Origin of the sequence: Serratia sp. 2C06, assembly GCF_050037615.1 — a bacterium.
Classification (GTDB): Bacteria; Pseudomonadota; Gammaproteobacteria; order Enterobacterales; family Enterobacteriaceae; genus Serratia; species Serratia ureilytica.
The window spans coordinates 213,428-236,763 of record NZ_CP188299.1 but is presented as its reverse complement, the minus strand read 5'-3'; the positions used below and the strand labels follow the sequence as shown (position 1 = coordinate 236,763).

The 23,336-nt window shown below is 59.6% G+C and carries 19 protein-coding genes; 10 read left to right on the top strand and 9 right to left on the bottom strand.

What is annotated here, in order from left to right:
• Positions 1 to 199: 199 nt before the first annotated feature.
• Together ACP3TA_RS01570 and ACP3TA_RS01565 are read right to left on the bottom strand one after the other, a co-directional pair.
• On the bottom strand, positions 200 to 1,081 hold the full coding sequence (locus tag ACP3TA_RS01570; RefSeq protein WP_028127702.1) for a 2OG-Fe dioxygenase family protein: 882 nt from the start codon (positions 1,079 to 1,081) through the stop codon (positions 200 to 202).
• Between the two features lie 30 nt (positions 1,082 to 1,111).
• Positions 1,112 to 1,444, bottom strand: coding sequence for a tRNA-binding protein (locus ACP3TA_RS01565; protein WP_004931561.1), 333 nt, complete (start codon positions 1,442 to 1,444; stop codon positions 1,112 to 1,114).
• A gap of 287 nt (positions 1,445 to 1,731) precedes the next feature.
• Between ACP3TA_RS01565 and ACP3TA_RS01560 the strand changes: the two genes are divergently transcribed.
• The 4 genes from ACP3TA_RS01560 to ACP3TA_RS01545 all read left to right on the top strand — a co-directional run bounded on the left by ACP3TA_RS01560 (position 1,732) and on the right by ACP3TA_RS01545 (position 6,818).
• Complete coding sequence (locus ACP3TA_RS01560) at positions 1,732 to 2,649, top strand: DMT family transporter (RefSeq protein WP_046687773.1); 918 nt, start codon at positions 1,732 to 1,734, stop codon at positions 2,647 to 2,649.
• Between the two features lie 169 nt (positions 2,650 to 2,818).
• Positions 2,819 to 3,907, top strand: coding sequence for an ABC transporter substrate-binding protein (locus ACP3TA_RS01555; RefSeq protein ID WP_046688539.1), 1,089 nt, complete (start codon positions 2,819 to 2,821; stop codon positions 3,905 to 3,907).
• Positions 3,908 to 3,985: 78 nt separating this feature from the next.
• Positions 3,986 to 5,755, top strand: a complete 1,770-nt coding sequence (locus ACP3TA_RS01550; protein ID WP_046687772.1) for an ABC transporter permease — start codon at positions 3,986 to 3,988, stop codon at positions 5,753 to 5,755.
• The gene (locus ACP3TA_RS01545; protein WP_033652192.1) at positions 5,748 to 6,818 is read left to right on the top strand and encodes an ABC transporter ATP-binding protein; all 1,071 of its coding nucleotides are present in this window, start codon (positions 5,748 to 5,750) and stop codon (positions 6,816 to 6,818) included. The genes ACP3TA_RS01550 and ACP3TA_RS01545 overlap by 8 nt, the downstream gene beginning before the upstream one ends.
• A gap of 30 nt (positions 6,819 to 6,848) precedes the next feature.
• On the opposite strand, the gene ACP3TA_RS01540 is transcribed toward ACP3TA_RS01545, so the two are convergent.
• The 5 genes from ACP3TA_RS01540 to ACP3TA_RS01520 form a co-directional block, all read right to left on the bottom strand.
• Complete coding sequence (locus ACP3TA_RS01540) at positions 6,849 to 7,814, bottom strand: PDR/VanB family oxidoreductase (RefSeq protein ID WP_096242582.1); 966 nt, start codon at positions 7,812 to 7,814, stop codon at positions 6,849 to 6,851.
• Between the two features lie 41 nt (positions 7,815 to 7,855).
• A complete protein-coding gene (locus tag ACP3TA_RS01535; protein WP_033644731.1) occupies positions 7,856 to 9,304 on the bottom strand; it encodes an NAD-dependent succinate-semialdehyde dehydrogenase in 1,449 nt (482 codons plus the stop codon).
• A 46-nt stretch (positions 9,305 to 9,350) separates the two neighbouring features.
• Entirely contained in the window at positions 9,351 to 10,475 is a 1,125-nt protein-coding gene (locus tag ACP3TA_RS01530) for an aromatic ring-hydroxylating oxygenase subunit alpha (RefSeq protein WP_033644732.1), read from the bottom strand.
• A gap of 26 nt (positions 10,476 to 10,501) precedes the next feature.
• Positions 10,502 to 12,112 carry a BCCT family transporter gene (locus ACP3TA_RS01525; RefSeq protein WP_101453750.1) on the bottom strand — a complete coding sequence of 537 codons (1,611 nt, stop codon included), beginning with the start codon at positions 12,110 to 12,112 and terminating at the stop codon, positions 10,502 to 10,504.
• A gap of 364 nt (positions 12,113 to 12,476) precedes the next feature.
• The gene (locus ACP3TA_RS01520; protein WP_033652189.1) at positions 12,477 to 13,562 is read right to left on the bottom strand and encodes a tartrate dehydrogenase; all 1,086 of its coding nucleotides are present in this window, start codon (positions 13,560 to 13,562) and stop codon (positions 12,477 to 12,479) included.
• An 82-nt stretch (positions 13,563 to 13,644) separates the two neighbouring features.
• On the opposite strand from ACP3TA_RS01520, the gene ACP3TA_RS01515 reads away from it, so the two are divergent.
• The 4 genes from ACP3TA_RS01515 (at position 13,645) to fbaA (ending at position 18,363) form a co-directional block, all read left to right on the top strand.
• On the top strand, positions 13,645 to 14,604 hold the full coding sequence (locus tag ACP3TA_RS01515) for a LysR substrate-binding domain-containing protein (protein ID WP_273974485.1): 960 nt from the start codon (positions 13,645 to 13,647) through the stop codon (positions 14,602 to 14,604).
• Positions 14,605 to 14,916: 312 nt separating this feature from the next.
• Positions 14,917 to 15,933: an erythrose-4-phosphate dehydrogenase gene (gene epd, locus ACP3TA_RS01510; RefSeq protein ID WP_004931582.1), complete on the top strand. Its 1,017-nt coding sequence runs from the start codon at positions 14,917 to 14,919 to the stop codon at positions 15,931 to 15,933.
• Positions 15,934 to 16,003: 70 nt separating this feature from the next.
• A complete protein-coding gene (pgk, locus tag ACP3TA_RS01505; protein WP_025160206.1) occupies positions 16,004 to 17,167 on the top strand; it encodes a phosphoglycerate kinase in 1,164 nt (387 codons plus the stop codon).
• 116 nt (positions 17,168 to 17,283) lie between these two features.
• Positions 17,284 to 18,363: a class II fructose-bisphosphate aldolase gene (fbaA, locus tag ACP3TA_RS01500; RefSeq protein ID WP_025304179.1), complete on the top strand. Its 1,080-nt coding sequence runs from the start codon at positions 17,284 to 17,286 to the stop codon at positions 18,361 to 18,363.
• A 218-nt stretch (positions 18,364 to 18,581) separates the two neighbouring features.
• Here the strand turns inward: fbaA and ACP3TA_RS01495 are convergent, their stop codons facing one another.
• Complete coding sequence (locus tag ACP3TA_RS01495; protein ID WP_096242579.1) at positions 18,582 to 19,250, bottom strand: DUF1345 domain-containing protein; 669 nt, start codon at positions 19,248 to 19,250, stop codon at positions 18,582 to 18,584.
• Positions 19,251 to 19,454: 204 nt separating this feature from the next.
• Here ACP3TA_RS01495 and mscS point away from each other — a divergent pair, with 204 nt between their 5' ends.
• Together mscS and ACP3TA_RS01485 are read left to right on the top strand one after the other, a co-directional pair.
• Positions 19,455 to 20,321, top strand: a complete 867-nt coding sequence (gene mscS / locus ACP3TA_RS01490) for a small-conductance mechanosensitive channel MscS (protein ID WP_015378992.1) — start codon at positions 19,455 to 19,457, stop codon at positions 20,319 to 20,321.
• Positions 20,322 to 20,575: 254 nt separating this feature from the next.
• Positions 20,576 to 21,703 (top strand): hypothetical protein, encoded by a 1,128-nt coding sequence (locus tag ACP3TA_RS01485; protein WP_033644738.1) that lies wholly within the window; start codon positions 20,576 to 20,578, stop codon positions 21,701 to 21,703.
• Positions 21,704 to 21,800: 97 nt separating this feature from the next.
• On the opposite strand, the gene ACP3TA_RS01480 is transcribed toward ACP3TA_RS01485, so the two are convergent.
• Entirely contained in the window at positions 21,801 to 23,150 is a 1,350-nt protein-coding gene (locus ACP3TA_RS01480; protein ID WP_060660275.1) for an MFS transporter, read from the bottom strand.
• Between the last annotated feature and the right edge of the window lie 186 nt (positions 23,151 to 23,336).

Below are 23,336 nucleotides of genomic sequence, written 5' to 3'. Positions count from 1 at the left end.
GCCTGTATTCATGAAATAAACGGCCTGGCTGCGAAATGAAGCGCTGCAGAAGGAGGCGCGTGGGGCTGCGTACGCCCGCAAAAATTTTCGTCCGGCAGGATATAATAATTCGGCGACAAAAACCTGATTAATACAGCGCTGTTTATCCTGGCGTGAACCGGCTGCACAGAGGGATCATGGCGGCCGGCCCGGCAGCGCGTTAGCTCGCGCGCGCCACCATGTCTATCGACAGCGGGATTTCGATATGCGGTTTAAAAGAGTCATACGCGAAGGAGACGTGGCCGTCTTCGACCGGTTTACGGGTGAAAAAGATCAGCATATCGCGGGTTGAATTCTTACGTTTGTCCTGCGCTTCCACCGGTGAGAGGCTGTGTTTGCGTTCATGGTCGACAATCAGCAGGGTATCGAGGAAATGCCGATGCTGTATTGCGCCCAAAATCCATTCCGGCCGGGCCCGATCGAATTTGATCCCGCTGGTTTCGCGCATATCGTGAATAAAGGTCTTGGCGCTGTCGTCGGTCATGTTGTCGCAGCCGAGGAAGGTCGTCATGGTGTGGTCGACGCCGTCGCTGTGCACGCCTTCCAGCGCCGGTTCGCCCAGCATCTGCGGCGTGGTGACGGTGCGCAGGTTGAACACCGTGCAGACGAACTTGTTGATCTCCTGATTAAGCCGGGGGCGCGGCGTCACGCTCACGCCATCGATCACGTAGGCTTTGAATTTCATCAGCGCCTGAAATGCCGTATTCAACTGCAGATCGTCGTTGATGCCGCGGAAATGGCGCACCTTTCCCGAATCGTAGCGGATGAAGTCTTCCTCGACCGAGAGCACGAAAGGCTGGAACTCCAGCCGCTCAATCCGGGCGCGATCGAAGTCGAAACAGAAACGGCCGTTTCTGGACTTGCGGAAAGGCAGCGTGGGATCGTCCGCCAGATTGGCGCTGACCTGCTGCAGCCTGGCGAAATCTTCCGGCCGCGCGCCCAGCGCCAGCAGGATTGCCTGCATGGTAGCGCCGGGGATAAAGGCTGAACGGTGTTCCTGGTATGCCTTCTTAACTTCATCAAGCAGAGATAACTGTCGCATTTCTCGGAGGCCTCACGAATGATGGGGCGGTTATAAAATCTTGCTGCCGATCTCCACGTCGAAATCGGGTTTCAGCAAGACGGTGCCTTGATCCCTGGTGACCGCGGCAAGAACCAGCACTTCGGATTTAAATCCGGCAACCCGCCTGGCGGGGAAATTAACGACGGAGATGACTTTTCTGCCAAGCAGATCATCTTCCTGATAGTTTTCGCATAATTGCGCCGAACTGTTTTTAATGCCAATTTCCTCGCCGAAATCAATGCGCAGCTTATAGGCGGGTTTTAACGCCTTGTCGTTATATTCCACGGAAATAATTTCGCCAATACGCATATCCAGTTTCATAAAATCAGTGATTTCGGCCATGAGTCAGTCCCGTTAATTAAATGGCTTCAGAAAGGCTAGCAAAGGGGAATTATCCCGACAATGTCGCCGATAGGGGAATATTTATACCTGATGTAGCAATTAATTTACATTATCGTAACGTAGCGCAATTAATTATAAGCTCGATGAATTATATGAAATTGAAACTTCATTATTCACCGGTAATTATGTGTGCCACCTGAACTTGGGCGTTCGCTCGGCACTGTTAAGCCCGTGTTAAATTGGTTAGTATGCCCTCATTCATCAACCGCATTCTTTCAGGTAGTGATATGGAAATAACCCCGCGTGAAAAACGCGATCGGCGAAAGGCATTTATCGCGCCGTTTTTCCTGATATTAATTTGGTCGACGGGTTTTATTGCCGCGCGTGCGGTGGCGGATCATGCCGATCCCAACCTTTTCCTGACCTTTCGCTTTTTGATCGCCGCCGCGGTATTCGCTTTGCTGGCATTGCATTGCGCCTGGCCCAAGGGGCGGCAGTTCGTGATGCACCTGCTGACCGGCATGTTGATGAATGGCGTTTATCTCGCTGCAAGCTGGTGGGCGGTGGCGAACGGCCTGGCGGCCGGGGTGATGTCGCTGATCGGCGGATTGCAGCCGTTGTTCACCGCGCTGATTTTCGCGTTGGTGCTGCGCAAATCGATAGGGTTACGCTCCTGGGCCGGGCTGGCGGTCGGTTTTATCGGCGTTGCGCTGGTGCTCTCCCCTCGACTGACCGGTATCGACGTCGGCAATATGGCGCTGTTGCCGATCCTGATGGGGTTTGGCAGCATCGTCGCGCTGACGATCGGCATCATGGTGCAGAAGTCTTCGCTGGCGGCGGCCGATCTGCGGGCGGCGGGCGCCATTCAGCACCTCGGCGCCGCGGTCGTGACCGGCGCGTTGGCGGCCGTGATGGGCTCCGGCGCCTGGGACAATTCGCCGACGCTGTGGTTCTCGCTGCTGTGGTCGGCCGGCGTGTTGTCGCTGGGCGGCACCGCGCTGTTTATCTGGATGGTGCGCCACGGCGATTTGACTCGCATTACCGCGCTGATGCTGCTGGTGCCGCCGGCGGCGGCGCTGCAGGCTTACGCGCTGTTTGGCGAGGCGCTGTCGCTGGTGCAGTTGGCGGGGTTTGCCCTGACCCTGCTGGGGGTCGCCATCGTACAGCGAATTCGCCTGCTGCGGCGTTCTCGCCTGGCCGAATAGTTTGCGACAGGAAGCGCCGTAAAGCCCGCGCTGCCGGGCTTTTTTATTGGCTGAAAAACGTCCAACCTCACAAAACCGAAAGATAACAAAGCAACGCCGTTGCCTCGTCACAGTTATTAACTATATGTTAATTTTTAGTTTATTAAATGTGATCAGGGGATGGATGATGATGATGAAAAAAATCAGCGCGACCGTAGCGACAATCACTTTGCTGGGCTCCGTTTCCGCCTATGCGGCCTTCCCGGCGGGCTACCCCGCCGACTACCAGAAACTGGTCGACGGCGCGAAGAAAGAAGGCAAGGTGGTGATTTACTCGACCACCGACACCAAGGCGGCGGCGCCGCTGATCCAGGGGTTCGAGGCGTTGTATCCGGGCATCAAGGTCGAATACAACGACATGAACAGCACCGAACTGTATAACCGCTTTATCAGCGAGCAGGCGGCCGGCGGCACCAGCGGCGACGTGGTGTGGAGTTCGTCGATGGACACCATTTTGAAACTGGCGGGCGATTACGCGCAGGAATACGCCTCTCCCGAGCAGGCTCAACTGCCGAAATGGGCGGTATGGCAAGATAAGGTGTATGGCACCACCTATGAGCCGGTGGTGTTCATCTATAACAAACGCTTGATCCCGCAGGGCGATGTGCCGGATTCGCACACGGCGTTGGCCAAGCTGATCGCCAGCCAGACGGACAAATTCAAGAAGAAAGTCACCACTTACGACATCGAAAAATCCGGCGTCGGCTTCATGCTGTCGGTGCAGGACTTCAAGGCCGATCCCAACTACTTCAAAACGCTGGCCGACGTGGCCAAGGGCGGGCTGGCGGTGCAATCCTCAACCGGCACCATGATGGAACGCGTTTCCTCCGGTGAAAACCTGATCGGCTTCAACATCCTCGGTTCGTACGCCGAGGCCCGCGCCAAGAGCGATCCGTCGCTTGGCATCGTCTATCCGAAAGACTATACCCTGGTGCTGTCGCGCGTGAGCTTCATCAGCAAAGAAGCCGGTCACCCTAACGCCGCCAAGCTGTGGTTCGACTACGTGCTGTCGGAGAAAGGGCAAAATATTCTCGCCAATCAGGCTGATATCCCTTCGATCCGCAACGATGTCGAAGGCAAGAACGACATCGACGGCATGACCAAGCTGCTGGGCAACGCGCTCAAGCCGATCCCGGTCGACGACAGCCTGCTGGAGTATCTGCAGCCGGCCAAGCGTCTCGACTACATCAAACAATGGCGCGCCGCCGCGGCGAAATAACAGGGACTGCATTCGGACGCGCGCCTGACGTACAGGCGCGCGCCCTTTGGTCGTCGTTTACAACCATAGGGAGCATTTATGCAAGCATGGCGCAGAAAGTGGCAGAGCCTGCCGCGCGGCCTGGTGGTGTTGATAACCGCGCTGGTTATCTATGTCCCCCTGTCATTTATCATCATTCAAAGCTTCCTCTCGGCTCCGTTTTTCTCTCCCTCCAAGGTCTTCAGCCTGGAGGCCTTCGAGTTCATCTTTACCGATCCGGATTTCTACAAGGCGCTGAGAAGCGGCTTTATTCTGGCATTCGGCCTGGTGATCATCGCTATCCCGCTCGGCGGCATTTTGGCCTTCCTGATGGTGCGCACCGATCTGCCGGGGCGGCGGCTCATCGAACCGCTGATTTTGGTGCCGATCTTCGTGTCGCCGATGGTGCTGGGCTTCGGTTACGTGGTGGCGGCGGGGCCGGTGGGCTTCTTCTCGCTGTGGGCGGAGGCGCTGCTGGGCTTCGTGCCGTGGAACATCTATTCGATGGCCAGCATCGTGGTTATCGCCGGGTTGACGCACGTGCCCCACGCCTACCTGTACATCTCCTCGGCGCTGCGCAGCGTGGGCTCCGACGTTGAAGAAGCGGCGCGCACCGCCGGCGCTACGCCGCTGCAGGTGATGACCGCCGTCAGCCTGCCGATGGTGCGGCCGTCTATCCTGTACGCCGGGGTTCTGCTGTTCTTCCTCGGGCTGGAGGTGTTCGGCCTGATGCTGGTGTTGGGCGATCCGGAAGGCAACCTGGTGCTGGCGACCTACCTGTATCAGTTGACCAACAAGCTGGGCACGCCGTCTTACCACCTGATGGCGGCGGTAGCGGTGGTGCTGATCTGCATCACCATTCCGTTGGTGATGCTGCAGCGCAGGCTGATGCGTACCGCCAACCGTTTCGTCACCGTCAAGGGCAAAGCCTCGCAGGCGCGCGCGTTGCCGCTGGGCAAATGGCGCTGGGTGGCCGGCGCGGTGGTGATGTTCTGGCTGACCGTGACCATCGGCGTGCCGCTGATCGGCGTGGTGCTGCGCGCCTTTATCTCCAACTGGGGCGTGGGCGTGTCTGTCTGGGACGAACTGTCGATCAACACCTTCCGCACCATCTGGGCGCAGCCCAACCTGCTGCGCGCCATCGTCAACTCGATGGCGATCGGGGTGATCGGCGGGGCGCTGGCGGTCGCGTGCTATCTGTTTATCGGCATCGCGATGCACCGCAAGCCGGACGGCGCCACGCGCTTCCTCGACTACAGCGTGCTGGTGCCGCGCGCGGTGCCGGGGCTGCTGGCCGGTTTGGCGTTCCTGTGGGTGTTCCTGTTCCTGCCGATGTGGCTGGATAAATCGCTCAAGGAAGGCTGGCTGTCCGTGCTGCCGATGGCCGAATGGCTGCGCGAGAACGTGATCGTCTGGCTGCGTTCGCTGCGCAGCACCATCTTCAGCGTCTGGCTGGCCTACACCGTGGTGTGGATGGCCTATGGCCTGCGGCTGATCTCTTCCACGCTGCTGCAGGTAGGGCCGGAACTGGAGGAAGCCGCGCGCAGCGCCGGCGCCAGCCGCGGCCAGATCACCCGACACGTTACCATTCCGCTGTCGCGCTACGGCCTGATCGGCTCCTGGCTGCTGATGTTCCTGATCTTTGAACGCGAATATTCCACCGGGGTGTATCTGCTGTCTCCGGGCACGGAAACCATCGGCTCGATGCTGGTTTCCCTGTGGGCCGCGGGCGCCATCGATATCGTCGCCGCGCTGTCGTTCATCAATATCCTGCTGGTGGTGCTGGGGCTGGGGATCGCCTTGCGCTTTGGAGTGAAATTACATGATTGAACTTTCGGTAGAGAACCTGCATTTGACCTATGGCGACAACCCGGTGCTGAAAGGGGTGTCGATGGATCTGAAACGGGGCGAAGTGGTCTCGCTGCTGGGCCCGTCGGGCAGCGGCAAAACCACGTTGCTGCGGGCGGTGGCCGGGCTGGAGAAGCCGAGCCAGGGGCGGATCGTCATCGGCGACAGCGCGGTTTACAACGGTAGCGCGCGCAGCGAAATTCCCGCCGAAGAGCGCAACCTGGGGCTGGTGTTTCAGTCCTACGCCCTGTGGCCGCATAAAACGGTGTTTGAGAACGTCGCTTATCCGCTGAAGCTGCGTAAGACCGCCTCGGCGGAAATCGCCCAACGGGTACAGGCGGTGCTGGATCAGCTCGGGCTGGGGCATTTGGCCAAGCGCCATCCGCACCAGCTCTCCGGCGGCCAGCAACAGCGGGTAGCGATCGGCCGTGCGCTGGTCTACAACCCGCCGGTGATCCTGCTGGATGAGCCGCTGTCCAACCTCGACGCCAAGCTGCGCGAAGAAGCGCGGGTATTTCTGCGCGAGCTGATCATCAAGCTCGGTCTGTCGGCGCTGATGGTGACCCACGATCAGAACGAGGCGATGGCCATTTCCGATCGCATCCTGCTGCTCAATAACGGCAAAATCGAACAGCAGGGCACGCCGCAGGAGATGTACGGTTCGCCCGCCACGCTGTTCACCGCCGAATTCATGGGCAGCAACAACCGGTTGCCTGGCAAGATCGTGGCGCTGGAAGATGGCCGGGCGCGCATCGAAGGTAAGGATTGGGCGCTGTGGGGCAAAGCGGGCGAAGGCGTGCAGGTCGGGCAGGAGGGCACGGCGGTGATCCGCGTGGAGCGCGTGCGGTTGGGTGAAGATCCACAGGGTAATCAGCTTGAGCTGCCGTTGCTGACCAGCATGTATCTCGGCGATCGCTGGGAATACCTGTTCCGCACCGTGGCCGAAGATTTCGTGGTACGCGCCTATGGCCACGAGGCGCGCGATCGGGCGCTGTGCCGGCTCTCCCTGCCGGCCGAGCATCTGTGGATATTCCCGAAAGCTTAACCAGGACGCCCGCCGTTGCGGGCGCTCCTTTTACAAATCCAGCACCAGCCGGCTGCCTTTGGCGCGCGAGCAGCAGATCAACAGGGTCTGCTGCGCCGCGCGTTCTTCCTCGCTGAGATACTGATCGCGGTGATCGGCTTCCCCTTCGACGATGCGGGTTTCGCAGGTGCCGCAAATGCCTTCGCGGCACAGGCACTCGACCTTGGCCGCCTTGCTGTTTTCCAGCGCCTGCAGGATGGTCATGTCTTCCGCCACTTCAAGCTCAATACCTGAGCGGGCCAGCACCAGCGTAAAGGCACCGCCCGCCGTGTCTTCGGCGGCGAAGGCTTCGCTGTGCAAGCGACCGGGGGCGATGCCCAGTTCGGCGGCGATCCGGTAAACCGCTTCGTTCAGCGCCGCCGGGCCGCAGACGTAGATATGGGCACCGGGTTCCACATCGGCCAGCGTGCGCGCCAGATCCAACCGGCCGCCAAGGCTGGAGACATGGCAACTGACGTTGTCTGCGAACGGCGCTTGCATCAGCTGCTGCTGGAAGGCGTTGTGCTCTTCACTGTGGAAGCAGTAGTGCAGATGGTAGCGTTGGCCGCTGCGTTGCAGCTCATGCAGATGGGCCATAAACGGCGTGATGCCTATGCCGCCGGCGATCAGCACGTGATGTTGCGCTTCCGGCGCCAGCGCGAACAGGTTATTCGGGGTGCTGATGGTCAGCGTATCGCCGACCGCCAACCGGTCATGCATGAAGTCGGAACCGCCTTTGGAAGGAGACTCGCGCCGAACGGCGATCTGGTAATGCTCGAGTTCGAACGGTGAGCTGAGCAGCGAATAGGCGTTGCTGTAGCGCTGCTCGCCGTCCTGCATTTGCACGATGATGTGGCTGCCGCCGCTGAAGGCGGGCAGCGGCCGGCCTTGCGGATCCGCCAGGGTAAAGCGCTTGACCCGTGCGGTGACGGTTTCGATGTCGACGACGCGGACATCAAGCATCTGATAGCTGGTCATTCATTGGCTCCAAAGCGCGGGCGTCCCCGCGCATGAAAAAGTTATACCGCCTGGCACAGGTATTTGAGCTCCAGATAGTCTTCGATGCCGTATTCGGAGCCTTCACGCCCCAGCCCCGACTGTTTCACCCCGCCGAACGGCGCCACCTCGTTGGAGATAAGCCCGGTATTGATGCCGACCATGCCGTACTCCAGCCGTTCCGAAACGCGCCAGATGCGCGCCGCATCACGGGTGTAGAAGTAAGCGGCCAAGCCGTAAATGGTGTCGTTGGCCTGGCGGATCGCCTCGGCTTCGTCATCGAATATCACCAGCGGCGCGACCGGGCCGAAGATCTCTTCTTCCAGCAGCAGCGAGCCGGGCTGCACGTCGCCCAGCACCGTCGGGGTGAAGAAATTGCCGCCCAGCGCGTGCGGCGTGGCGCCGGTCAGCACCTGAGCGCCTTTGCTCAGTGCGTCATCGAGCAGCTCCAACACCTTATCGCGCGCCTTGCGATTGATCAGAGGGCCAATCTGTACGCCGGCTTCGAAGCCGTTGCCGACCTGCAGTGCCGCCACGCGGGCGACAAACTTCTCGGCGAACTGCGGGTAAACGCCGCGCTGAACGTAGAACCGGTTGACGCAGACGCAGGTCTGCCCGGCGTTGCGATACTTGGCGATCAGCGCGCCTTCCACCGCGGCATCGATGTCCGCATCGTCAAATACGATGAACGGCGCGTTGCCGCCCAGCTCCAGCGACACTTTCTTGATGGTGTCCGCGCTCTGGCGCATCAGCAGCCTGCCCACCGGTGTGGAGCCGGTAAAGCTGAGTTTGCGCACCTGCGGGTGGCGAGTCAGCTCGGCGCCGATCGCCTGCGAATTGCCGGTCACCACGTTGAACACCCCGGCGGGAATGCCGGCGCGTTCTGCCAGCTCGGCCATCGCCAGCGCCGAATAAGGGGTTTCGTTGGCGGGTTTGACCACCAGCGTACAGCCGGCCGCCAGCGCCGGCGCAGCCTTGCGGGTGATCATCGCCGCCGGGAAGTTCCAGGGCGTGATCGCCGCGCACACGCCGATGCCCTGTTTCAGCACCATCAGGCGTTTATCGCTGCTCGGCGAAGGAATGATGTCGCCGTTGGCGCGCTTGGCCTGTTCGGCGAACCATTCGATAAAGGAGGCGGCGTAGCGGATCTCACCCAGCGATTCCGCCAGCGGTTTGCCTTGCTCCAGCGTCATCAGGTTGGCCAGATCCTGCTGGTGTTCCAGCATCAGTTCAAACCAGCGCCGCAGCAGCTGCGCGCGCTGTTGCGCCGGCAGCGCGCGCCAGCCTTCCAGCGCCTGCTGGGCGGCGTCGATCGCCCGTTGGGTTTCGGCCGTCGCCATGTTGGGCACGCTGCCGATGAGTTGGCCGGTGGCGGGATCGCTCACCGGCAGGGTTTCCTGGTTGTCGGCGTCGCGCCATTGGCCGTTGATATATGCCTGTTGGCGGAATAGCGCCCGATCGGAAATTTTCACAAGAACCTCACAAGTCAGGGGAAAGGGGCCCGCGGGCCCCGTCGCATCAAGGTTGATAAACCTGCGCCAGCAGGTTGTGGAAGTGGGCGATGCCGTGTTCGCTGACGCCGCTGCCGGCGCCGTCGGCCATGATGCGCCCCTGGCCGCGATAGCCGCGCGACTTCAGGCCTTTTTGCACGCTTTCCACCAGCCGCAAATCTTCCGGGCGGAACACGTCGCGGTACCAGTCGATCAGTTTGAGCTGTTCGTCGCTCAAATCGGTGTTGGTGAAGTAGATGTCGTAGTGCTGCAGGGTGGTTTCCGCATCGACCGGGAACTCATAGATCACCGTCATCATGCCTTCCAGCGGCGGCATGTTGAACATGGTGCACGGCCACAGCCAGATGCCGTGGAAGCTGGATTCTTTGCCCTCTTCAAACTTGAACGACTGCTCGGAAGGGCGGGCGTAGCCGAACTGCAGCGTCCAGTTGCCGTGCAGGGTGTGCCAGTAGCGATCGACCTGCACCGAGTCGGCGAAACCGGGATGCGCCGGGCCGCAGTGGTAGCACTCGAGGTAGTTGTCGACGATGTTCTTCCAGTTGGCCGGGGTGCGGGTGACGAAACGCGCCGCCAGCTTGAGATCGTCGACCTGCGGGCAGGCTTCGCGCACTTTGGCGCCGAGGCCCGGCAGTTGGTCTTCCACCGTGCCGGCCTGCGAGTCCAGATTGACGTAAATAAACCCGGCGTACTCTTCGACCCGCACCGGCACCAGGTGCGAGTTTTCTTTATCGAAGTTCTGCACGTTTTCACAGTTGCGCGCGTGCGCCAGCTCGCCGTCCAGCTTGAATGCCCAGGCGTGATAAGGGCAGGTGATGACGTTTTTCGCCCGGCCGTCGCCCGCCAGCAGTTGGTGGCCGCGGTGCGGGCAGACGTTGTAAAAGGCGCGCAGCACGTTATCGCGGCCGCGCACCACCAGAATGTTTTCACCGATGATCTCGCGGGTGATGTAGTCGTTCGGTTGGGCAAGCTCGCTGCGGTGCGCCACGCAGATCCAACTGGTGGCGAACACCTGCTCTTTTTCGTGCTCGAACGCCGCCTGGTGGGTGTAGAACCGGGCCGGTATGGTGTAGGCCTCGCGTGCGTCGGCGCAGAAATCTTTCGGTAAGGTAAATTCAGGGATCAGAGTGCTCATAAGTTAACCTTCCTCTTTTCTTATTGTCATTTCGCCATAGGGCGCGGTTGATACGACGATGGAGCGGAGAGTTCGCCGGCCGGCGGCGCTTCGGGCAGCGTTGGCGGGCTGCTTTCGATCAGGTGCGCCGGGATGGCCGCGTAGTCCTGCTTCAGCCAGCGGGCGAAACCGTAGGTTTTCACCAGCAGCACCAGTAGGAACGGCAGTGCGGTCAGGATCACCGTGGTTTTCATGGTGTCCAGCGAGGCGCCGGTAAACAGGATCGACAGCGGGATCAGGGTGATCACCACGCACCAGAACAGGCGCAGCATCGGGCTGGGATCTTGCCCCTCCTGCAGGTTGCGGGTGCTGGTGGCGGCCATGGTGTAGGCCACCGCGTCCATGTGCGAGGCCAGGAAAATGATCATGATGAACAGATAGGCGGCCAGGAACAGCTTGCCGAGCGGCAGCGCCGTCAGCAGCATCTGCACGGCGGTTTCGCCGCCCTGGGTGCTGAGGATCTCCGGCACGTTGAGCTGCCCGCTGATGAACTGGTGCATGGCGTAGCTTTCCAGCGAGCCGAAGAAGAACCAGCAGCCGAGGGTGCTGCCGAGCAACAGCGCCCAGATCACCTCTTTAATCTTGCGGCCGCGCGAGACGCGGGTGACGAACATCGCTACGCCCGGGGTGTAAGAGATCCACCAGAGCCAGTAGAACACCGTCCAGCTGCGGCTGAAGCTGCCGTCGCCCATCGGATCGGTGAACAGACTCATCTGCAGGAAATTTTGCGCCGTCAGGCCGATGGCGTTGATGGTGTTGTTGATGGTGAACTCGGTGGGGCCGACCAGCAGCACCAACCCGGCGAAGACGAAAGCGCCCCAGCCGACCATTTTGCTCAGGCGCTGCATGCCACCGTCGATGCCGATGTAGGAGCTGAGGCAGAAAATCACCGCCGCCAGCAGGATCACCGTCGCCTGCACCACGAAATTGTCGGGGATGCCGGTCAGCGCCGTCAGCCCGCGGGTAAAGGTGGAGGCGGTCAGCACCAGCGAAATGGTGAGGGCGCCGACGGTGGCGACCAGGAAAATCAGGTCCACCATCCGCCCGATCGGGCCGTTGGCGCGCACGCCGGTGATGGCGGAAATGATCCCCGACAGGCTGAGCCCTTTGTTCTTACGCACGTGGAAGTGATAGGCCATGATCAGCGAGGCGAGGGCGTAGGTCGCCCAGGCGCTCAGGCCCCAGTGGAAGAAGGAGTAGCTGATGCTGTATTCCAGCGCCTTCGGGGTGCGCGGCGCGATGTTCAGCCCCGGCGTCTGGTAGTAATACGCCCATTCCATCACCCCCCAGTACAGGGTAGACGAGCCCAGGCCGGCGCAGATGAACATGAACAGCCAGGCCAGCGTGGAGTATTGCGGTTTGCCTTCGCCGAGGCGGATATTGCCGTATTTGCTCAACGCCAGATACAGCACCACCAGCAGGGCGATCAGCACCAGGATTTGAATGGTTGAACCGAACAGCCGGGTGACGCCGTTGAAAATGGTGTTGGCGATAAGCGCGGATTGAGCCGGAAAGAGCATCAGGCAAAGGGCGATCAGCGCAATGCTGCACAGGCTGATGGCGATGAGCGTGACATCCTTTTTGGGATTGCTCTGCATGGGAGTGAACTCCTGTTATCGGTGGTGGGCCGGTGCGCAAAGCGTAGGGTGCGCCCGGGCCTTATTGGCTTGAACCATTTGTTTTGTTACACCGCGAGGAGCAAACCGCCCGGTGGGTCGCTACCGGGAATATTCACTCTTCATTAACATTTTCGAGTGTGCACAAATTACAGGAGGGCCACAATTGGGGCATCTGTAAAAGGATAAAACACAGTATGTAAACAATTTGTTGTGATCTTGACCGGGGTATTGGCGTGCCTTCTGCGGTGGTTTTCAACGGATTTGCGGCAGCGATCGAAGCGGAAAAACGGACGTGGCAAAGCAGGGCGCGGAAGGGCGCCCTGCGCGGGAAAATCTGCGGCGTTCAGCGTTGCAGCAGGGCGGCGATCGCCTGGCCGACTTGCTGGGTGGAGGCGTCGCCGCGCATGTCCGGCGTGCGCGGCCCGTCGGCGATAATGCGCTCAATCGCCTGCAGGATGCCGTCGTGCGCCTGGCGGTAGCGGGCATCGCCGTCGCCGAGGAAGTCCAGCATCATCGCGCCGCTCCAGATCATGGCGATCGGGTTGGCGATGTTTTTGCCGAAAATGTCCGGCGCCGAGCCGTGCACCGGCTCGAACAGCGACGGGAAGTTGCGCTCCGGGTTCAGGTTGGCCGAGGGGGCGATGCCGATGGTGCCGGTGCAGGCCGGGCCGAGATCCGACAAAATATCGCCGAACAGGTTGGAGGCGACCACCACGTCGAAGCGTTCGGGGTTCAGCACGAAACGCGCGCACAGAATATCGATGTGCTGTTTGTCCCAGGCGATATCAGGGTATTGGCGCGCCATCTCCGCCACGCGCTCATCCCAGTACGGCATGCTGATGGCCATGCCGTTGGACTTGGTGGCGGCGGTCAGGCGTTTGCGCGGGCGCTGTTGCGCCAGCTCAAAGGCGTACTTCAGGATGCGGTCCACGCCCTGACGGGTGAAGACCGATTCCTGGATCACCATCTCGCGTTCGGTGCCTTCGAACATCCGTCCGCCGAGCGAGGAGTATTCCCCTTCGGTATTTTCGCGCACCACGTAGAAATCGATATCGCCCGGCTGCTTGTTCGCCAGCGGGCAGGGCACACCGGGAAACAGCCGCACCGGACGCAGGTTGACGTACTGTTCGAAGTCGCGCCGGAATTTCAGCAGAGAACCCCACAGCGAGATATGATCGGGCACCGTGTCCGGCCAACCGACGGCGCCGAAATAGATGGCGTCGAAGCCTTTCAGTTGCTCGAACCAGTCGTCCGGCATCATCTGGCCGTGGTGCTGGTAGTAGTCGCAGCTGGCCCACTCGAAGGTGGCGAATTCCAGCGACAGATCCCAGCGCGCCGCCGCCGCCTGCAATACTCGTATGCCTTCCGGCAACACTTCCCGCCCGATCCCGTCCCCGGGGATGGCGGCAATCTTGTAAGTTTTGCTCATACAGAGGTCTCATTTGTAGGTAGGGGAGATTGACAACACTGTTATCCTATAATTGACTAACTGTTAATCAATCCTGAAAACGGTGAAACATAAAACACGAATCATGAACAATATGCCGATCCTGAGTGACCTGCGGGTGTTCGTGCTGGTGGCGCGCCGCGCCGGGTTTGCCGCCGCCGCCGAAGAGTTGGGCGTTTCGCCGGCCTTTATCAGCAAGCGCATCGCGCTGTTGGAGAAGACGCTGGACGTGTCGTTGCTGCACCGCACCACGCGGCGGGTGGCGATCACCGAAGACGGCGAGCGCATCTACGAATGGGCGCAGCGCATTCTCAACGATGTCGATCAGATGATGGACGAGCTGTCCGAAGTGCGCCAGGCGCCGCAGGGCATGCTGCGAGTGGTCAGCAGCTTCGGCTTTGGCCGGCGTTTCGTCGCGCCGGCGCTGTCGGCGCTGGCGCGGCAGTATCCGCAGCTGGAACTGCGGCTCGACGTTTCCGATCGGCTGGTGGATCTGGTCAGCGAAGGTTTCGATCTGGATATCCGCATCGGCGACGATATCGCCCCCAATCTTATTGCGCGCAAGCTGGCGGACAACCAGCGCATACTGTGCGCTTCGCCGGCGTACCTGCAGCGCCACGGGGCGCCGAAAAACCCGGCGGAGCTGGCGGGCCGTTCCTGTCTGGTGATCAAAGAACGCGATCATCCGTTCGGGCTGTGGCGGCTGCAGGGGCCGAGCGGTGAAGAAACGGTAAAGGTGACGGGCGCGCTGGCGTCGAACCACGGCGAAATCGTGCATCAGTGGTGCCTGGACGGGCAGGGCGTCGCGCTGCGTTCCGCCTGGGACGTGAAAGAGAACATCGACAGCGGCCGACTGGTGCACATCCTGCCGGAGTATTATCAGCCGGCCAATATCTGGGCGGTGTACGTTTCCCGGCTGGCAACGTCGGCGAAAGTGCGGGTGACCGTCGAATTTCTGCGCGACTATTTTCGTGAGCACTACGGCGAAACGGTGCCGGCGAGTGAAAATCCGTCGCGGTCTTAAGGCCAAAAATGTGCGCCAGATCATCTTATGCTCGTAAAATTCCCGTCCGTTACCTGAGGAACTGTCGCACGTGTTCCTTTTGCCAAAACTTTGGTTTATGCTCAGCTGAAGCGTTTCAGTTGAAGCACTCTTCGACAGAAATGCCGATGTGACGGCGGTGAAAAACCGCTGAAGCGCGGGAATAATGCAAACTCGGCGATTCACAGCGGGCGGTACGATCCACTACTCTATGCGGGTTAGTGAGACAACCAGTCAGCGCCGGGCGGCGCCGGTGAGTCAACCCGGCGTGGACGGCCCTTTTTCAGGAGCAGCATGACCATCCGCATAGCGATAAACGGCTTTGGCCGCATCGGCCGCAGCGTATTGCGCGCACTGTACGAATCGGGCCGACGGGCGGAAATCTCCGTGGTGGCGATCAATGAGCTGGCGAACGCCGAAGGCATGGCCCATCTGCTGAAGTACGACTCCAGCCATGGCCGCTTCGCCTGGGATGTGCGGCAAGAGTGCGACACGCTGAGCGTCGGAGACGACGCGATTCGCCTGTTGCACCAACCGGCGGTGGAGCAGTTGCCCTGGGGCGAACTGGGCGTCGACGTGGTGCTGGACTGCAGCGGCGTGTACGGCAGCCGGGCGGATGGCGAGGCCCATCTGGCGGCGGGGGCGAAGAAAGTGCTGTTCGCCCATCCGGGCGGCAACGATCTGGACGCCACCATCGTGTTCGGCGTCAACCATCAGACGCTGCTGGCGGAACATCGCATCGTGTCCAACGCCTCGTGCACCACCAACTGCATTATTCCGGTGATCAAGCTGCTGGACGACGCCTACAGCATCGAGTCCGGCACCGTGACCACCATTCACTCGGCGATGAACGATCAGCCGGTGATCGACGCGTATCACGCGGATTTGCGGCGCACCCGCGCGGCGAGCCAGTCGATCATTCCAGTCGATACCAAGCTGGCCGCGGGCATCACCCGCATCTTCCCGCAGTTTTGCGATCGCTTCGAGGCTATCTCGGTGCGCGTGCCGACCATCAACGTGACGGCTATCGATCTTAGCGTCAGCGTGAGCGCCGCAGTGAAGGTGGCGGAGGTCAACCAGCTGTTGCAAAAGGCCGCACGGGAATCATTTCGTGGTATAGTTGACTACACGGAATTACCATTGGTCTCGATCGATTTTAACCATGACCCGCACAGCGCTATCGTCGACGGTACGCAGACCCGGGTCAGCGGGCAGCACCTGATAAAGACCTTGGTCTGGTGCGACAATGAATGGGGCTTTGCCAATCGGATGTTGGATACAACACGGGCAATGGCCGCCAGCGGTTTCTAGTACGGCGGCGCCGGCGTGATTGGCGCGCTGCTCAGGCAATTTTATAGAGATTCAATAAAGAGGGTTCACCATGTCTGTAATTAAGATGACCGATCTGGATCTGGCGGGTAAACGCGTACTGATCCGCTCCGATCTGAACGTGCCGGTAAAAGACGGTAAAGTGACTTCCGACGCGCGTATCCGCGCTTCCCTGCCGACTATCGAAGCTGCGCTGAAGCAAGGCGCCCGCGTGATGGTAACCTCCCACCTGGGTCGTCCTACCGAAGGCGAGTACAACGAAGAATTCTCCCTGCTGCCTGTGGTCAACTACCTGAAAGATCACCTGAAATCCCCAGTGCGTCTGGCGAAGGATTATCTGGATGGCGTCGACGTCGCCGAAGGTGAACTGGTGGTGCTGGAAAACGTCCGTTTCAACAAGGGCGAGAAGAAAGACGACGAAACCCTGTCCAAGAAATACGCGGCGCTGTGCGACGTGTACGTGATGGACGCGTTCGGCACCGCGCACCGCGCGCAGGCTTCCACCCACGGCGTGGGCAAGTTCGCGCCTGTCGCCTGTGCCGGCCCGCTGCTGTCCGCCGAGCTGGAAGCGCTGGGCAAAGCCCTGGGTAACCCGGCCCGTCCGATGGTCGCCATCGTGGGCGGTTCTAAAGTCTCCACCAAACTGACCGTGCTGGATTCCCTGTCCAAAATCGCCGATCAGCTGATCGTCGGCGGCGGCATTGCCAACACCTTCGTGGCGGCGCAGGGCAACAACGTGGGCCAGTCCCTGTACGAACCGGATCTGATCCCGAACGCGCAGAAACTGCTGGAAACCTGCGACATTCCGGTGCCGACCGACGTGCGCGTGGCGACCGAGTTCTCTGAGACCGCGACCGCGACCGTGAAGCAGGCCAACGAGATCCAGGACAACGAGCAAATTCTGGATATGGGCGACGTCTCTGCCGAGCGTCTGGCCGTTATCCTGAAGAACGCCAAAACCATTCTGTGGAATGGCCCGGTTGGCGTATTCGAGTTCCCTAACTTCCGTAAGGGCACCGAAATTGTCGCCCGCGCGATCGCCGATAGCGACGCTTTCTCTATCGCTGGCGGCGGCGACACTCTGGCAGCCATCGATCTGTTCGGTATCGCTGACAAAATCTCCTACATCTCCACCGGCGGTGGCGCATTCCTGGAATTCGTTGAAGGGAAACCGCTGCCTGCAGTCGTGATGCTGGAAGAGCGCGCTAAGCAGTAATTCAGACAACGGGAGGCGAAAGCCGCCCGTTTGTTTTATACCGCGCGGCAAATGCTGCGCGGCGTGAAAACATCGATTTACATCCATCTACGGCCGACGAAACAGGACAAAGTAACATGTCTAAAATTTTTGATTTCGTAAAACCGGGTGTCATCACGGGTGATGACGTTCAGAAAGTCTTCGCAGTTGCTAAAGAGAACAACTTTGCGCTGCCAGCGGTAAACTGCGTGGGTACCGACTCCATCAACGCAGTGCTGGAAGCCGCGGCTAAAGTGCGCGCGCCGGTCATCGTTCAGTTCTCCAACGGCGGCGCCGCATTCATCGCCGGCAAAGGCGTGAAGACCGATGTGCCTCAGGGCGCAGCGATTCTGGGCGCTATCTCCGGCGCACACCACGTTCACCAGATGGCTGAACACTACGGCGTGCCGGTGATCCTGCACACCGACCACTGCGCGAAGAAACTGCTGCCATGGCTGGACGGCCTGCTGGACGCCGGCGAGAAACACTTCGCCGCTACCGGCAAACCGCTGTTCTCTTCCCACATGATCGATCTGTCTGAAGAGTCTCTGGAAGAAAACATCGAGATCTGCAGCGCCTACCTGAAGCGCATGGCCAAAATCGGCATGACGCTGGAAATCGAACTGGGCTGCACCGGCGGTGAAGAAGATGGCGTGGACAACAGCCATATGGACGCTTCCGCTCTGTACACCCAGCCGGAAGACGTGGCTTACGCGTACGAAAAACTGAACGCCATCAGCCCGCGCTTCACCATCGCTGCATCGTTCGGTAACGTGCACGGCGTGTACAAGCCGGGTAACGTTAAGCTGACTCCAACCATCCTGCGCGATTCTCAGGATTACGTGTCCAAGAAATTCAACCTGCCGCACAACAGCCTGAACTTCGTGTTCCACGGCGGTTCCGGTTCTACCGACGCAGAGATCAAAGAGTCTGTGGGTTACGGTGTGATCAAGATGAACATCGACACCGACACCCAATGGGCGACCTGGGACGGCATCCTGCAGTACTACAAAGCGAACGAAGCTTACCTGCAGGGCCAGCTGGGCAACCCGAAAGGCGCCGATCAGCCTAACAAGAAATACTACGATCCACGCGTATGGCTGCGCGCAGCGCAGACCAGCATGGTGACGCGTCTGGAGCAGGCCTTCAAAGATCTGAACGCGGTAGACGTTCTGTAATCTTCGGCACCTGTTGCATGATGTACAAGGCTCCCTGCGGGGAGCCTTTTTGTTTATGGCAAGCCTGATGCGTGGCTTGGCTTGCCGTTGGCAATATATAAAAAATAAGGAAAATCAATTTATTGATTTTCGACTGATGATCACAAAGGAGGAAAAACCACGTTTTTTCCTCCTTTGTTTGCAATTTAAAGGCTCCCTGCGGGGAGCCTTTTTCGTTTTCAGCCCAGCAGGCCGGCACCGACGTTGATCGACAGGCCCAGGATCAGCATGTTGAACACGAACGAAATAACCGACTGCACGAGCGCGATTTTGCGTACCTCCGCGGCGCCGACCGCCACATCGGCGGTTTGCGACGCGACCGCGATGGTGAAGGAGAAGTAGGCGAAATCCAGATAGGTGGGATCGGCGAGATTGCCGGGGAACAGCAGCGGCAAAGGATCCTGCTGTGCGCCCTGGCGATAAAACTGATGAGCATAGTGCATGGTGAAGGCGGTCGGCAGAAGCAGCCAGGAGACCGCCAGCGTGGCGCCGGTCAGGAGCAAATGCAGCGTTTTCAGAGAGCCGGCCACCTGTTTGGCGCTGCTCAATTCAAACAGGATCGCCAGTAAGCTGACCAGGCAGCCGAGGCTGACTAACGCCAGCACCATGCTGGCGCTTTCGTCCTGCCGCCGGGCGATTTGGCGAATGTGCTGCGGCGTGCTGACCAGCATCAGCCGCCAGAGAAACAGCAGGTAGAGCCAGGCCAGCGTATTCCAGCCGATCATCAAGCGTTGCAGCAGCGAGAGCTGGGCGGGCAGCAGCAGAAAGCACAGCAGCCCGGCGCCGACGGAAAACAGCAGCCTGGGCCGCACTTGCCAATAGTGTTTGAGCGAAGAGCGAATGTGCATGAAGAACGGATCCCTTGTCGTGAAATGGCCAACGCGCTGTTCTCAGCATAGAAGAAGCGGCGGGCGGTTTCGGCTATTTTTAATGCTGATGGTTGGCATGAGCCTTTAATGTTGGTTACCCTTAGGCGTGGTTTCCTACTGGCCGCCGAGGCCAGTGTATTTTTGCGAGTTTCTCCCGTTAGGGACTGAGTTAGGACGACACGAATGAAAGATTTGAATGTAGTAGACGGCATCAACGGTGCCGGCGACTGGTTGGTGAAGAATCAGGATCTGTTGATCCAGTACGCGGTGAATATCGTCGCCGCCATCGTTATCCTGATCATCGGTTCGATTGTGGCCCGCGTGGTCGGCAATGCGCTGAACCGCGTGATGAAGCTGCGCGGCATCGACGCCACGGTGGCCGACTTCCTGTCGGCGATCGTGCGTTACGGCGTGCTGGCGTTCACCTTCATCGCCGTGCTGGGGCGCGTCGGCGTGCAGACAACCTCGGTGATCGCGGTGCTGGGTGCCGCCGGTTTGGCCGTCGGCCTGGCGCTGCAAGGCTCGCTGTCCAACTTCGCCGCCGGCGTGCTGCTGGTGATCTTCCGTCCGCTGCGCGTGGGTGAATATGTCGATCTGGGCGGCGTGGCCGGTACCGTCGATCAGGTGCAGATTTTCTCCACCACCCTGCGCACCGCCGACAACAAAACCATCGTGGTGCCGAACGGTAAAATCATCGCCGGCAACATCATCAACTACTCCCGCGAACCGAACCGCCGCGTGGATATCGTGGTGGGCGTGGCCTACAACGCCGATATCGACGTGGTGAAGAAGGTGCTGGGCGACGTGATCGCCGCCGACAAACGCATCATGCACGCCAAAGGCGTGACCGTGCGTCTGAACGAGATGGCGCCGTCCTCGCTGAACTTCGTGACCCGTTCCTGGACCACCAATGCGGAATACTGGAACGTGTACTTCGATCTGATGGAAAACTTCAAGCGCGCGCTGGATGCCCACAACATCGGCATTCCGTTCCCGCAGATGGATGTGCACCTGTATCGCACCGAAGACGCTTCCGCCAAGGCGGAATAACAGAGAAGGGGGCCTTGCCCCCTTTTTTTTGCCATTTTCCCCGTATTAGCCAGGCAGCCATTCAATCTGTCTCCGCTGTATCGATATTGGCGCCAAGCCGATATGCGCCTTCGGAAATTGCGGCCTATGACAAGTAGATGCGGGCGTAATAACGAGAAGCTCAATAAGTCGCGGTAAAAACGACTTTTCGTTGTTACTGTTTCCTTCTCTGATACCATAGCTTTCTTGTGGATTGTCGATAGGAAAGGGATGAAATGAAAAGGGCTGTTATTGCCGCATTATTGAGCGTCTTGATCTCTGGATGTGGGCCAAAAGCATTGTCGCCTGAACAAATACAGCAAGTAGACGATTTAAAGTCAGAGCTGGTGAGTACGGATGCCGAGATTGAAAACGCAGCTAAACAGCAGGACACGTTAAACGGCGGCTTGATTAAATCTCTGGTGATGGCGCGACTGGAAATTCTGAAAACGAACAAGGCGCTTATTCAGCAACGAATCAATGCGATCGAGTCTGGATCAAAGGTTGAGATTGTCACGAACCAGACCGCGCCGGATCTGAAGCTGGCGGAAAAGCTCACCGCCGAATTGGCAATGCTGACTCGGGAAATATCGACCGCTAAACAAGAGGCTGCACAATACGATGGTGGTCTGGTGGGGTCGATAAAAAAGGCAACGATAGCCACTCAAGAGCAAAGTCTGGCGATGTTGCAGCAAAAATTGCTGTCGGCGAAATATGGCCTGGCCGTTCCGACGATAGCCCATCATGCAACATCAACCGCTTCAAAATCCAATCAGCGGGAAGAACCGGTGGCGAAAGACGCGTTGCTTCCGCCCGGCATTGGGCCGTTTGGACTGCAAATGGGGTTGACGAAAAAGAACGTCGAGGACATGACAGGCGTTACCTTAACGGCAATACCGAATCGTCTTAATATTTATACTACGGAGGTCGTCCCCAAAACGTATTACGCCTTTGAAACCTACATTTTGCTCATCTCTCCCAAGGTTGGTTTATGCCGAATTCGCGCGCTTAGCGGTGATATCAATACAGACAGTTATGGGGTGGAGTTAAAGTCCAGGGTGAAGGACATTGCTAAATCATTGACCGCTAATTATGGCAAAGGAAATGCTACTGATTTGCTGTTGCCGGGGTCGTTATGGAAAGAACCTGGTGATTGGATGATGGGGCTGCTTAAAAAAGAACGCTATTTCGGTATTGACTGGGAAGAGAAAAAAGATAAACCGTTCAAGAACGATTTGCAGGGGATTATGCTTGAAGCGACCGCCGTCAATAGTGGGGTTGGGAGCGTTTATCTGCAATATGATTTTAAAAATGTCGATGAGTGCATAAAGGAAGCCAATGACAAGGAAAACAGTGCACTATAGCGGCAAGCGCTTTTGAAAAATAACCGATAGGTTAAGGGTTTCTCATGAGAGGCCGAGATGCTACCGATGGCGTCTCGGCCTTTTATTTTCCGCGAGGTCAGATGCCCGCAGCCGGTTCCGTGAGCGGCGTGCGGCGGCGCAGGCTGAGGCGATAGAGCAGGAAGATGGCGGCGGCGCCCAGCAGCGCCGGCAGCGCCAGCCAGAGGAAGAACACTTCCGTCGAGCCGGCGGCGGCCATCATCCAGGCGCCGAGCATCGAGCCGACAATTGAGCCGAAGCGGCCATTGGCCATGGCCCAGCTGACGCCGGTGACGCGGGCTGCGGTCGGATAAAGGGTGGCGGAGACCAGGTTCAGGCCGTTTTGCGCGCCGGCCACGCCGAAGCCGATAAGGAACACGACGGCGGCCAGCGTGTAGACGTCGCCCATCAGATACCCGGTCGCGCCAATTACCAGTGCGGCGCCCAGGTAGGAGACGGCCAGTACGCGGTATGGCCCGATCCGATCCATCAGCAGCGCCATCAGGATGGCGCCCAGGGTGCCGCCGAGCGGCACCATCGCGCCGATGCGCGAGGCGTGGGCGATATCGTAACCGGCGTCTTTGAGCAGGGTCGGCAGCCAGCTGGTGAGCAGGTAGAACACGAACAGCGAACAGAAGAACGCCACCCACAGCAGCAGGGTGCGTACGGCGCGGCCTTCGATAAACAGGTGTGATATCGGCGACCTGGCCTGCGCCGGGCGCTCGTCATCGACGATGGTTATCCCCGTCCAACGCTGGCCGGTGATGCGTTCGACCACCCGGCGCAGCCGATCGGCATGTTTGGCGCTGGCGGCCATAAAGCGTACTGATTCGGGCATCTGCCAGGCCAACAACGGCAGCAGCGCCAACGGCGCGATGCCACCGACCAGCAGCAGGCCGCGCCAGCCGAACGCCGGGATGATCTGCCCGGCCAGCAGGCCGCCCAGGGCCAACCCGGCGGTAAAGCCGCTCCAGCTCAAGGTGACCATCAGCATGCGGCGGCGCGCCGGCGAGTACTCCGAGCTGAGGGTGATGCAGGTCGGTATCGCGCCTCCGAGGCCAATGCCGGTGATGAAGCGCAGCAGGGTCAGGGATTCGATCGAATGCGTATAGGCCGAAGCCAGAGTACAGCCGCCAAACACCAGCACCGCGACGAGCAGCACGCGTTTGCGGCCAATGGCGTCGGCGATCGGCCCGAACAGCAGGCTGCCGATCAGCAGGCCGAACAGCCCCGCGCCGAAGGCGGGGGAGAGCTGAGCGGGCAGCAGATCCCACTCTTCGCGCAGCGCCGGCGCGATATAGCCGATGATGGCGGTATCGAAACCGTCCAGAAGGGCAATGAGGAAACACAGGGTCAGGATCAGGATTTGGTAGGGGGAGATCCTGGCGCGATCGATGATTTCGCTGATGCGAGCGGTATTTGGGCTCATGGTTATTCCACTGTTATTCGGCTTGTGTGGGCTGGCTGAGGGCTGTTCAGGCCAGGCCTGAACCAAAACCGCTGTGGCTGGCATTGCGTAGAAATCCGAGTATACACCAGAGCGGGGGCGTTGCGGGGAGGGGAAATTGATGATAATCGCCCGCCGCAGGAGGTGTCTGTGGCGGGCGCTGGCAAG

Coding starts and splice junctions, on each gene's coding strand:
- ACP3TA_RS01570 (WP_028127702.1), bottom strand. CDS start 1,081: ATGCGACAGTTATCTCTGCTTGATGAAGTTAAGAAGGCATACCAGGAA.
- ACP3TA_RS01565 (WP_004931561.1), bottom strand. CDS start 1,444: ATGGCCGAAATCACTGATTTTATGAAACTGGATATGCGTATTGGCGAA.
- ACP3TA_RS01560 (WP_046687773.1), top strand. CDS start 1,732: ATGGAAATAACCCCGCGTGAAAAACGCGATCGGCGAAAGGCATTTATC.
- ACP3TA_RS01555 (WP_046688539.1), top strand. CDS start 2,819: ATGATGAAAAAAATCAGCGCGACCGTAGCGACAATCACTTTGCTGGGC.
- ACP3TA_RS01550 (WP_046687772.1), top strand. CDS start 3,986: ATGCAAGCATGGCGCAGAAAGTGGCAGAGCCTGCCGCGCGGCCTGGTG.
- ACP3TA_RS01545 (WP_033652192.1), top strand. CDS start 5,748: ATGATTGAACTTTCGGTAGAGAACCTGCATTTGACCTATGGCGACAAC.
- ACP3TA_RS01540 (WP_096242582.1), bottom strand. CDS start 7,814: ATGACCAGCTATCAGATGCTTGATGTCCGCGTCGTCGACATCGAAACC.
- ACP3TA_RS01530 (WP_033644732.1), bottom strand. CDS start 10,475: ATGAGCACTCTGATCCCTGAATTTACCTTACCGAAAGATTTCTGCGCC.
- ACP3TA_RS01525 (WP_101453750.1), bottom strand. CDS start 12,112: ATGCAGAGCAATCCCAAAAAGGATGTCACGCTCATCGCCATCAGCCTG.
- ACP3TA_RS01520 (WP_033652189.1), bottom strand. CDS start 13,562: ATGAGCAAAACTTACAAGATTGCCGCCATCCCCGGGGACGGGATCGGG.
- epd (WP_004931582.1), top strand. CDS start 14,917: ATGACCATCCGCATAGCGATAAACGGCTTTGGCCGCATCGGCCGCAGC.
- pgk (WP_025160206.1), top strand. CDS start 16,004: ATGTCTGTAATTAAGATGACCGATCTGGATCTGGCGGGTAAACGCGTA.
- fbaA (WP_025304179.1), top strand. CDS start 17,284: ATGTCTAAAATTTTTGATTTCGTAAAACCGGGTGTCATCACGGGTGAT.
- ACP3TA_RS01495 (WP_096242579.1), bottom strand. CDS start 19,250: ATGCACATTCGCTCTTCGCTCAAACACTATTGGCAAGTGCGGCCCAGG.
- mscS (WP_015378992.1), top strand. CDS start 19,455: ATGAAAGATTTGAATGTAGTAGACGGCATCAACGGTGCCGGCGACTGG.
- ACP3TA_RS01485 (WP_033644738.1), top strand. CDS start 20,576: ATGAAAAGGGCTGTTATTGCCGCATTATTGAGCGTCTTGATCTCTGGA.
- ACP3TA_RS01480 (WP_060660275.1), bottom strand. CDS start 23,150: ATGAGCCCAAATACCGCTCGCATCAGCGAAATCATCGATCGCGCCAGG.